Source organism: Niallia sp. (genome assembly GCF_031978665.1).
In the GTDB taxonomy this organism is placed as follows: Bacteria; Bacillota; Bacilli; order Bacillales; family Cytobacillaceae; genus Niallia.
On record NZ_DALZDK010000013.1, the window covers coordinates 105,572 to 116,313 of the forward strand.

A 10,742-nucleotide genomic window follows, 5' to 3' on the forward strand; every position below is an offset into this window, starting at 1 on the left:
AGTTTAATTTTTTGGTAAATACATCTCGAATTTGTTCTTTGTTTTTATGCAATGCTGGAACAACGATATGAGAAGGGGGATCATGATCATCCACCTGCAAAATATATTCTCCCAAATCCGTTTCAATGACTTCACATCCAGCCCCCTCTAACTTTTGATTTAAGGAGATTTCTTCTGTTACCATCGACTTTGCTTTTACTACCTTTTTCACCTTTTTTTCTAATGCTACTTGTTCAATATAATCACTTGCTTCTTCTGCTGTTTTCGCAAAAAAGACGTGACCGCCACGTTTTACTACTTGTTCACTTAGTTCATATAAATAGTAGTCTAGATTTTCTAATACATGCTGACGAATTTCTTCTCCATGAGAGCGCCATTCCTCCCAATTCCCCATCGCTTCTGTCACATTATTTTTTCTTGTTTGAATGGTTTGCTGTGCTTTTGATACGGCCCCCCGCATAAATTCATTTTCCAGTTCTGTTGACACTCTATCCTTAAATTTTTGTGAACTTGTTTTCATCGACATAGCTTTTCATCCCCCTGTTATGCTCGACTATTTAATACCTCTGCTATATGTAGAGCCTTAATTGGTTTGTTCTTTCGCCCCATTCTTCCCCCGATATTCATCAAGCAGCCTGCATCTGCACTAACTAAATATTCAGCATTGGTTGATTCAACACAGGATATTTTTTCATCTACCATCTGCTCTGAAATTTGCCCCATTTTCACAGAAAAGGTCCCGCCAAATCCACAGCAATTCTCCTTTAATGGTAATTCGGTATATTCTACCCCTTTTACATTTTTTAGTAGTTTAATAGGAGCATCCTTTACTCCTAGTAATCTCGTCATATGACAGGAAGTATGATATGTAACCTTCCCATGAAAAGTAGCTCCTACATCTTCTATTTTTAAGACATCTACAATAAACTGCGTTAATTCAAATGTTTTAGAGGCTAATTCTTTTGCAATTGGCTCCCATACTGGATCTCCCTTAAAAATATGCTGATATTCATGGAACATATACGCACAGGAACCGGATGGACATACAACATATTCAGCATCCTCGAAAGATCTCATCATTGTTTTCATTACTTCCTTCGTTTCCTTTACATAACCACTATTATAGGATGGCTGTCCGCAGCAAATTTGAGTCATTGGAAACTCTACTTCGCATCCTAATCTCTCTAGTAATTCCACCGTCGCTCTCCCAACATCACTTTGAAACATATCAACAAGACATGTAGCAAATAACGTCACTTTCATTGTAAATCCCCCTCTTTCTTTATTTATGCCTCATTCATTTTTTCCAAAACCAGCATAAAACTTCTAATGAACAGGTCATCTGATGACTTAATCATTCAACTTTTAAGCGGTTTCAATATAATATAAATCTTTTTGAACAAATTCATTATTACAAGCTTTTATAATCTGCTTTTCCTATTATTTTTATAATAGCTTTTCCTCTTTAGCAAAATATTTAATTAAGATTCGTTCTACATTTTCTAAATGATGATGCATAGCGTCAACTGCCTTATCTAACTCTTGATGCAAAATTGCTTGATAAATGAGCAAATGTTCCTCATAAAGCTGAGTCATCGTTGTCTGCTTCGAATATAACCAAATTCGCCTTGTTTCTTTCATGGTTTCTTGCATTAGTTCTGATACATTCATCAATAGATTTACGAGCAATGCATTATTTGTAGCTTTAGCGACAGCAAGATGGAATTCTAAATCGGCAGTTTCTCCCAATTCCTTCCCCCCATTTGTGACTTTCATCTTTTCTAACGCTGCTTTCATTTCGATTAAGTCTTGGGGTGTGCGATTTTCTGCAGCAGATTTGGCAGCTCCAGTTTCAATCATTCTCCTTACTTCAAGCAAGTTCATGACATCCTTCTTGTTCATTAGAATCGCTTGGGGAAAAGAAAACACTACCTCCTCTGGATGGTATGCTTTTACAAATGTTCCTTCCCCTTGCTTCATCTCAATCAATCCCTTTGCCTTTAGAGCCGTTAATGCTTCCCTAATTGCGGAACGACTAACTTGAAAGGTCTCAGCCAATTGCTGAACAGATGATAATTTTTCTCCAGACTTAAATTGTCCCTTTTTAATTGCTTCGTATAGCGCATCTGCTACTTCCTCGTAAATCTTCTTTGGTTTTATTTGCTTAAATTCCATCCATTCACCTCCTTTAAAGGAAAAAAATGCGTTATCTAATTCCCATCGTTATTTCCATGGCCATTCTGACCCTGTTTCATCTTCTAATAAAAGTACTTCAACTTTTTCTCCTTTTTTATAGCCAGTAGTATTACTAGGAAGAATTGTCAATGCATTGGCAAAAGCTAGGCTTGTGACAATATTTGATTTATCCACACCGCTTGGTATTGTATGTAATAATCCGTCTGCTTTCCTGCTAACTGTACTGCGGAAAAAACGTGTAAAAGCATTGCCTGTTAAAAAATCTTCTCCTAATATTGCAGGAGCAGATTGTAAATGTGGTTTGGAAGAAAATAAATAGCTCCTGATGATTGGTTTTGTAAAAATTTCAAAGCCAACATAACAAGCGGATGGATTTCCTGATAACCCATACAATAGTTTTCCCTCTAAATGAGCAACTGTTGTGACACTGCCAGGTCTCATCGCTACTTTATTAAAAAGCACTTCTGCTCCGAGTTCTTTATAAATAGCTGGAAGTAAATCATAATCGCCTACTGAAACCCCACCTGTTGTAATTAAGATATCTACTAATTCAAGCTTTTCTTTCATCGCCTCATAACTTTCCGAAAACATATCTTGTAATTTCCCAAAATAGACAGGAGTTGCTCCCGCTCTTTCTATTTGAGCCATTACCATATAGGCATTGCTGTTTCTTATTTTTCCTTTTTCTAATGGCTCATCCACTTCTAGTAATTCTGTTCCAGTAGCAAAGATTCCGACTATCGGCTTTTTAGCAACAGGAACTTTTGCGTAGCCAAAGGTAGCCAGGAGTGCCATAATTCCTGGATTAATCTTTGTTCCTTTACCCACAAGTGTTTTACCCTTTTTCACATCTTCTCCCTGCAAGGAAAGATTCGTTCCTTTCTTCACTTCATGATCAATTAGTATGTAGGGCTGATTATTTTCATTGCTTTCGATTACTACTTCAAACATTACTACTGCATCACAATCACCAGGAAGCATTGCACCTGTCATAATTCGAACAGCTTCATATTCACCAATTCTTTTTTGACAAACTTGACCTGCCCCTATTTCATCAACGACTGATAGGGAAATTGGATTTTCTTTGCTTGCCCCTTTAACATCAACAGAACGAATCGCAAAACCATCGTATGCAGAACGATCAAAGGAAGGTACATCATGATTCGCCACAATGTCTTCACTTAAAAACCTGCCATTACATTCATAAATGGATACTTCCTCTGTTTTTCCCTCTTTTGCGAATTGCATTACTCTCGTTACAGCTTCCTTTATAGAAATCGGAGTTCTTCTTTCCACCACTTTTATCACCTTTGATAAGTATTTATTAGTGGATTAATAATTAGCCACCAATATAAGACATTTCTATTTTTTTCCGTTGCTTCGCCGTCTCTTCCGTTCTTTCATCTGAATATCGATCCTTACGTTGTTCCCAGATATTTTTTATAAAAGCATGTAAGGCGAAATCATCAGCCCCTTGCCTGATAAAATCACGAATATTATGACCATTTCCATTAAAAAGGCATGTGTATAGATGCCCATTAGCTGATAATCTTGCTCTCGTGCAGCTTGAACAAAAAGATTCTGAAACGGAGGTAATAAAGCCTACTAGCACATTGGAATCCTTATATTGATACTTTTTGGCTACTTCTCCAAAGTAATCAGCCTCGACAGGCTCCAATTCAAAGGAGTCTTGCAATTTCGTATAGATTTCTTTCTTCGTAATGACATCCTTCATTTTCCATCCATTCGTGCTACCAACATCCATATATTCAATAAACCGAAGCTCTAATTCATTCTCTTTACAATAGGTTGCCATCGGTATTATTTCTGAATCATTCATTCCTTTTTTTATGACCATGTTTATTTTAATCCCTAAACCAGCTTTTTTAGCAGCCTCTATCCCTTTTTTAACAGGCGTGACTCCTACATTTCTTCCATTCATAGCCCCAAATAATTCATCATTAATGCTATCCAAACTAATATTTACACGCTGGAGTCCGGCCTTCTTTAAATCATTTGCATATTTAGGAAGAAAAATTCCATTTGTAGTTAAAGCAATATCATGAAGCCCTTCTATTTGGACGAGTCTTTCAATTAGCGCTGGTAAGTCCTTTCGCATCAACGGCTCTCCACCAGTCAATCTAATTTTTTCGACTCCTAATTGAACAAACTGTTTTGCAATTCTTTCTATCTCGTCATAAGTTAATAATTCACTTGGAGGAAGAAAGAGATAATCTGGACCAAAAATTTCTTTGGGCATACAATATTGACACCGTAAATTACAGCGATCAATAACACTAATGCGTAAATCCCTTAGTGGTCGATTTAACTGATCCTTCATATTCAATCTCACTCCCCTTTGCTAACATTCACAAAAGATTCACTTTTATCTTTCTATCATACCATTTTTCGCAATATACAGTATATTAAAAACAAAGAAAAAAAGAAGGTTTCCCTTCTTTTTAGAAATTGCTGCTTATCGAACGCCTAAGGCGATTTTTGCATATCTGGACATTCTATCTTTTGTCCAAGCTGGTGACCAAACAATATTTACTTCTGTTTCTTTTACTTCGGGAATATCGGTTAAAGCAGCTTTTACTTGATCGACAATGACGCCAGCAAGTGGACATCCCATTGCAGTTAGTGTCATTGTCACTTCCAATATCCCATCTTCTTTAAGCTCCAGATCATAAACTAATCCTAAGTTTACAATATCGACACCAAGTTCTGGATCGATAACAAGCTCCAGTGCACCCATAATACTATCTTTTAATTCTTCATTCATCTAAAAGACACCCCTTATATTTATTTATGTTCAAGAATATTTAGTAGCTTCCAAAGCTTAAACTTTATCTTTATATTTACACTATAACAAATAATTATGATGAAAAAAAAGGATTTAAATCACGCTTTTTCAATCCCAGCTGCTAAATGCTTTTCAAACCATTCCACCGTTTTAAGCATAGCGCTTCTGCTTACTTTATGACCTGTATTTTCTTCCGAAAGGTATACTAATCGATCTGGCACTTCTTCATACAAAGGCTTTATATGTTCATAGAACTGATGAGAATAAGCATATGGTACGACTTCATCCTTTTTGCCATGCCAAAACATAAGCGGTCGATGCTGCAATTTTTCAGGTGCCTTGCTTAAATCTAATTCCTCTAATTGCGAAATTAATGCTTCGATTTCGCTATCGCTTAATGGCAGTTCGTAGCCTCTTTTTTTCACCTCAGAAATAGTATAATGAGCAAACTTCTCATAATACGGCATCCCCATTAGACTAACTGCAGTGTTAATCCAAGGATACTTTCTTAATGCACCTAATGTAACAATCCCCCCCATACTTGTTCCAACGATGCCAATATGTTGATCATCGATAAGGTTTTTCTTGCTGAAATAATTTTTAATCTCCTCTATTTCATCAATCGTTTTCATTACGATATTCCAAAAATGCAGGTTTAATTCCATAGCAGATAATCCTTGCTCCCGTTCCCCATGATACAAACAATCAGGGAGAACAACGCGAAATCCTTTCTCTGCCAAGTGATAGGCAAAATGGAGATTATGCTCCTTTGCACTGGTAAAGCCATGTGTAAATTGAATATATGGTCGTTTTTGATCATAGTGGTCTTTTTTTACAATATGCAAAACGGGAATTTCTTCTATATGTAATTTTTCAACCAGAATCATCGCTCGCCCCTCCTTTTTGTTGGAAAGGCTGTTTTCTAAAAAATTGTTGTTTTTTAATATAGGGGAATTTTCTATAAAAGAATTATAAACAGCAAGAATAACCATAAACGCGCCACGGAAATTAGCGAGATGGTAAGACCTCGCAAGTTAAACGTATTCATGCTGCTTATTTATTTCAACAAGCTTTACAAAACAGCCTTTGGAAATAATAAATAATTCATGTAAAATAAACTGTACACAATAGAAAGGGAGTATATCTACTATTTCATTGACTTTACATAACTTATCAAGCTGAAAGTAGAATTAACGAATAAAGTGTAATAATATTCTATATGTATTAGTAAGTGTAACATGAAGTGGGATTTTTTTCGAAAATTACGCCCTTTAAGGGTGGAATGAAAATTACTATACTGACACTAAAGGAGATACTATGACAGACAAACACCTAATTGCATTAGACCTTGACGGAACTTTATTAAAAGATGATAAAACGATTTCTCCCCTAACAAAGAAAGTCATTCAAAAAGCGATGGATAATGGCCATGAAGTGATGATTGCAACAGGTAGACCCTTCCGCGCAAGTGAAGCGATTTATCATGAATTAAACTTACATACTCCTATCGTTAACTTTAATGGCGCTTTTATTCATCATCCAAAGGATACAAATTGGGGCTTTTACCATTCTCCGCTTGATATAAAAACAGCGCGAGACATAGTAGCTGCATGCAATGACTATCCTTTTCACAATATAATAGCGGAAGTGATGGATGATGTTTACTATCATTATCACGATGAAAAATTAATCGATATTTTTTCCTTAGGAAATCCAAAAGTAACAGTCGGAAATCTATTGGAATTTTTAGAAGCGGCACCTACTTCTATCCTAATTCATGCTGAAGAAGAACATGTTCCCGCAATCCGTAAGCATTTATCTGATGTCCATGCAGATTTAATTGATCATCGCCGTTGGGCCGATCCCTTTCATGTCATTGAAATTGTTAGATCTGGAATAAATAAAGCGATTGGTTTGCAGAAAGTTTCTGATTATTTTCAAATCCCTCAAAAAAATATCATTGCATTTGGCGATGAAGATAATGATTTTGAAATGATCGAGTATGCTGGAAAAGGTGTGGCAATGGGAAATGGGATTGATGAGTTAAAAGCTCTTGCCAATGACATTACTTTATCCAATGAAGAGGACGGAATTGCTGTCTATTTAAATGAGGCTTTAAATCTCCGTATTCTATAAAAGCTGGGTATCATTACCGTCTTTAAAGCTTGCATTATGGGTTCATACTATAAGCGAAGCAGTAAGTTACTGTTTCACGGGAAAATGAAATGCTTCTTTGTCTTTCCAATATACTCTAACGCTCGGAGGGATCATCAATGGGAAAACGAAATAAATCGAAACGCTTCGTTCAACAAGGAGTAGACTCCGTATCAAAGCATTCCGAACGTATCCCTTATCATATGACATATGCTGAAGCTGAAAGCTATAAAATGTCAAATGAAAGACAATCTCATGGAGGATTAGAATAAATGGGAAATAGACTTTTTCAAGAAGCTAGACAAGCAGTTGAGGTAGCTAAATATGCTAACGGCAAAGATATGGAAGGCTTAGTTGATAAAGCAAAAAATGCAATTAGCTCTGCATATGCCAATACAACAACAGCCGAACAACATCAATTAGCGGAATTGCAAAAAGAGCTGGATCAAATTCAGACACACTAAACTAAAGAAAAGCTGTCCAAAAAAGGAAATCTTCACAAGCTATAGAAAAAGAAACGCTTGGTAGATTCGCCTTTGGTGGGCAGCTTTTTTTATAATCCTAACCAGCCTGAATACGCCAAGGGGAAATGCGAGAAAGTCAGAGATTAACGGAAAGCGAAAAGTGTTTGCAGGAAAAGGTAATAAAGTCAACAACCTACGACTGAAGTCACGAGGGTTCTCGGCTAAAGCCTAAATCAAATAAAAGAATGTCAAATCAAGAAAAAGTTTCTAACACTACTGGATAAGGTTCTTTTCCCTCTTCAGAAAAATATAAAATAACTGTTCCATTTGTTGGAAGAGCTTTTACATTTACATGAATATGCAACAAAAATTTATTATTGCTTAAGGGTACTTTCTTTTTTGCTATTAATTCATGGTGACCGTCCTCAACTGTGTAATAAACGGCATTTTTCGTTGACACTGTACCTTTAATGACGTAATTTCCGTTAGTACCACTAACAGATAAATCTTGTAGTTTCACTTGTTCTTTATTAGAATTCGCCGATGCAGTTGATATATATGGAATAAATCCACTTATTATAAAACATAAAACAACTGCAATTATTTTCTTCAAAATGAACAACCTCCGTTATGCTTTTCTAAAGAAACCGAGAACCGCTGTCGTCTGCACCACATTGGTAAATGCTTGCGGATCTACTTCCTTAATAACTCGTTCTATATCATATAATTCGTACCGAGTCACAACAATCATTAACATTTCCTTTGGTTCATTGGAAAATGCGCCTCGTGCTGGCAGGATCGTAATGCCCCTAACTAATTTTTCATGAATTGCAACCTTAAGCTCCGCTGTTTTCTTTGTTATAATCATCACGGTTAATTTTTGATGGGCTGTATGTATCATATCGATTACTTTTGTTGCAGCATAAAGATTTACTAATGTATATAAAGCTTTTTCCCAACCGTACATAGCACCAGCCGTTATAATAATGGCACCATTCAAAATAAAGAAATAGGTGCCGACTGGCTTATCTTGCATACGAGAGAGAATCATCGCAATAATATCCATTCCACCAGTGGAGGCCCCCCACTTTAACGTTAATCCAACCCCAATAGCCGCAATGACTCCGCCAAACACAGCATTTAATAAAATATCATGCGAATAGCTCGTAACAGGAATAATTTCCATAAACAAAGACATAAAGACTACACTTAAAAAACTAAAACACGTAAATGATCTTCCTACTTTGATCCAACCAATAATAGCAATCGGAACATTAAGGATAAATAATAATATCCCAGTAGAAAGAGGTGTTACTTTTGATACAAGTTGAGCGACGCCCGCAAAGCCACTTGCATACACATCGGCAGGTATCAGGAAAAAATTCATAGCAATTGCGTTTAATAATGCCCCAAAGATAACTACGACTAATTTTTTTGTTAATAACCAATACATATGTATCCTCCAATACGATATATAGTAATTTTTACTATTTTTGCATTTACTATTCATTGTTTTTTTTTCTAAAATTTTATAAACTACAAATAAGTATGCCTTGTTATCAAAAACAAGGCATTTTCACAGAGACTATCGTTATTTATCATAACCATACTCCAATTACCATATGTTTTTATAAAAAAAAGAAAGAAGTGGAATGAATATGACTTTTAAAATCCTAGCAGATAGTGCGAGTGATTTACCTCTATCTTATTATGAGAAACACGAGGTTACGCTATTACCGCTAAAAGTTAATCTAGACGGAAAGGAATACGAGGATTTAAAAACCATTGAACCACTCACTGTTTATAATGCTATCCGCAGTGGACAAGTTCCAAAAACATCTCAAGTGTCTCCTGCTGTGTTTAAAGATGTTTTTACATCAATGGCTCAAAATAAGGATAAAGCTGTTTATATTGCTTTTTCTTCGCAATTATCCGGAACCTACCAAACAGCAGTAATGATTTTAGAGCAAGTGAAAGAAGAATATCCTGATTTTGAATTCACGATTATTGATAGCAAATGCGCATCATTAGGTGCTGGTTTAGTTGTTCAAGAAGCTGTGAAACTCCGCGATCAAGGTAAAGACATAAGTGAAATTATACCACGACTACAGTTCTTATGCGAGCATATGGAACACTTATTTACAGTGGAGGATCTGGAATATTTAGCAAAAGGCGGACGTGTTTCAAAAGCATCTGCTTTTCTTGGAGGTTTATTAAATATTAAGCCTTTACTACACGTTGAAGATGGAAAGCTAGTGCCTCTTGAAAAAATCCGTGGCAAAAAGAAACTCCTTCGCAGAATGATAGAATTAATAGAAGAACGGGGAGATAAGCTAGATCAACAAGTCATTGCTATTAGTCATGCCGATGATGAAGCAACTGCTTTAGAGGTTAAAGATATGATTGTGGGAAAATTCCAGCCAAAAGATGTGTATATTTCATCAATTGGTGCATCTGTTGGGTCCCATACAGGCGCTGGCACGATCGCCATTTTCTTCTTAAATAAAGTTTCGGAATAACTGCTTTAAAAAGAATAAAGAATACTCCTTTCACTCATACTATCAATGTTCCATTGAACAAAAGTTGACGCTGAAAGGAGTATTTTTTATGCCACATACTTCTGATAATGATAAAAAAGCAAAAGACAACAATGCATTGCGTCATGAAAAGAACATGATGCGTGAAAAAAACCGCAAAAATGGTAAACATCAATATAGTAAAAAAACAGATCATCTATAAGAAATATTGCTGGAGGGGCTGTCAATGGAACTTGGCAGCTCCTTTGGTTTTGTTATTTTTATTGTTGATGTAGGGATTTATGGCTTCTCTATTACCTTTTGTTGTTGCTTTTTGCTGAGAAGGGCGTAGAGAACGCTTCTCTGTTACCTTTCCATGCTGCTTTTTGCTATGAAGGGCGTAGAGAGCCCTTCTCTGTTACCTCTCCAGGCTGCTTTTGGCTATGAAGGGCGTAGAGAGCACTTCTCTGTTACCTTTCCATGCTGCTTTTGGCTCTAAAGGACTTAGAGAACACTTCTCTGTTACCTTTCCATGCTGCTTTTTACTTTAAAGGGCTTAGAGAGCGCTCCTCTGTTACCTTTCCATGCTACTTTTGGCTATGAAGG

General features: G+C 36.2%; 13 protein-coding genes and 1 pseudogene. 5 read left to right on the forward strand and 9 right to left on the reverse strand.

Annotated features, from left to right (window positions below):
- The 7 genes and pseudogenes from RTL21_RS09305 to RTL21_RS09335 form a co-directional block, all read right to left on the reverse strand.
- Window positions 1–526: pseudogene (locus tag RTL21_RS09305) on the reverse strand (LUD domain-containing protein); the annotation flags it as partial.
- 17 nt (window positions 527–543) lie between these two features.
- On the reverse strand, window positions 544–1,263 hold the full coding sequence (locus RTL21_RS09310) for a (Fe-S)-binding protein (RefSeq protein ID WP_312095559.1): 720 nt from the start codon (window positions 1,261–1,263) through the stop codon (window positions 544–546).
- A gap of 183 nt (window positions 1,264–1,446) precedes the next feature.
- Complete coding sequence (locus tag RTL21_RS09315) at window positions 1,447–2,175, reverse strand: FadR/GntR family transcriptional regulator (RefSeq protein ID WP_312095561.1); 729 nt, start codon at window positions 2,173–2,175, stop codon at window positions 1,447–1,449.
- 48 nt (window positions 2,176–2,223) lie between these two features.
- Window positions 2,224–3,495 (reverse strand): molybdopterin molybdotransferase MoeA, encoded by a 1,272-nt coding sequence (locus tag RTL21_RS09320; RefSeq protein WP_312095590.1) that lies wholly within the window; start codon window positions 3,493–3,495, stop codon window positions 2,224–2,226.
- 40 nt (window positions 3,496–3,535) lie between these two features.
- Complete coding sequence (gene moaA, locus RTL21_RS09325) at window positions 3,536–4,537, reverse strand: GTP 3',8-cyclase MoaA (RefSeq protein WP_312095563.1); 1,002 nt, start codon at window positions 4,535–4,537, stop codon at window positions 3,536–3,538.
- A gap of 135 nt (window positions 4,538–4,672) precedes the next feature.
- Window positions 4,673–4,981: a metal-sulfur cluster assembly factor gene (locus RTL21_RS09330; protein ID WP_312095565.1), complete on the reverse strand. Its 309-nt coding sequence runs from the start codon at window positions 4,979–4,981 to the stop codon at window positions 4,673–4,675.
- 119 nt (window positions 4,982–5,100) lie between these two features.
- Window positions 5,101–5,889, reverse strand: a complete 789-nt coding sequence (locus tag RTL21_RS09335) for an alpha/beta fold hydrolase (RefSeq protein ID WP_312095567.1) — start codon at window positions 5,887–5,889, stop codon at window positions 5,101–5,103.
- Window positions 5,890–6,319: 430 nt separating this feature from the next.
- Here RTL21_RS09335 and RTL21_RS09340 point away from each other — a divergent pair, with 430 nt between their 5' ends.
- The 3 genes from RTL21_RS09340 to RTL21_RS09350 all read left to right on the forward strand — a co-directional run bounded on the left by RTL21_RS09340 (window position 6,320) and on the right by RTL21_RS09350 (window position 7,620).
- The gene (locus RTL21_RS09340; protein ID WP_312095569.1) at window positions 6,320–7,138 is read left to right on the forward strand and encodes a Cof-type HAD-IIB family hydrolase; all 819 of its coding nucleotides are present in this window, start codon (window positions 6,320–6,322) and stop codon (window positions 7,136–7,138) included.
- A gap of 137 nt (window positions 7,139–7,275) precedes the next feature.
- Complete coding sequence (locus tag RTL21_RS09345; RefSeq protein ID WP_162837581.1) at window positions 7,276–7,428, forward strand: hypothetical protein; 153 nt, start codon at window positions 7,276–7,278, stop codon at window positions 7,426–7,428.
- Complete coding sequence (locus RTL21_RS09350; RefSeq protein WP_312095574.1) at window positions 7,429–7,620, forward strand: DUF3813 domain-containing protein; 192 nt, start codon at window positions 7,429–7,431, stop codon at window positions 7,618–7,620. It abuts the gene before it with no gap.
- 253 nt (window positions 7,621–7,873) lie between these two features.
- Here the strand turns inward: RTL21_RS09350 and RTL21_RS09355 are convergent, their stop codons facing one another.
- Together RTL21_RS09355 and RTL21_RS09360 are read right to left on the reverse strand one after the other, a co-directional pair.
- A complete protein-coding gene (locus RTL21_RS09355; protein WP_312095576.1) occupies window positions 7,874–8,233 on the reverse strand; it encodes a hypothetical protein in 360 nt (119 codons plus the stop codon).
- A 15-nt stretch (window positions 8,234–8,248) separates the two neighbouring features.
- The gene (locus RTL21_RS09360) at window positions 8,249–9,073 is read right to left on the reverse strand and encodes a YitT family protein (RefSeq protein WP_312095578.1); all 825 of its coding nucleotides are present in this window, start codon (window positions 9,071–9,073) and stop codon (window positions 8,249–8,251) included.
- Window positions 9,074–9,278: 205 nt separating this feature from the next.
- Between RTL21_RS09360 and RTL21_RS09365 the strand changes: the two genes are divergently transcribed.
- Together RTL21_RS09365 and RTL21_RS09370 are read left to right on the forward strand one after the other, a co-directional pair.
- Window positions 9,279–10,139 carry a DegV family protein gene (locus tag RTL21_RS09365; protein WP_312095580.1) on the forward strand — a complete coding sequence of 287 codons (861 nt, stop codon included), beginning with the start codon at window positions 9,279–9,281 and terminating at the stop codon, window positions 10,137–10,139.
- 88 nt (window positions 10,140–10,227) lie between these two features.
- Window positions 10,228–10,359: a DUF3941 domain-containing protein gene (locus RTL21_RS09370; RefSeq protein WP_081836758.1), complete on the forward strand. Its 132-nt coding sequence runs from the start codon at window positions 10,228–10,230 to the stop codon at window positions 10,357–10,359.
- Window positions 10,360–10,742: the final 383 nt, after the last annotated feature.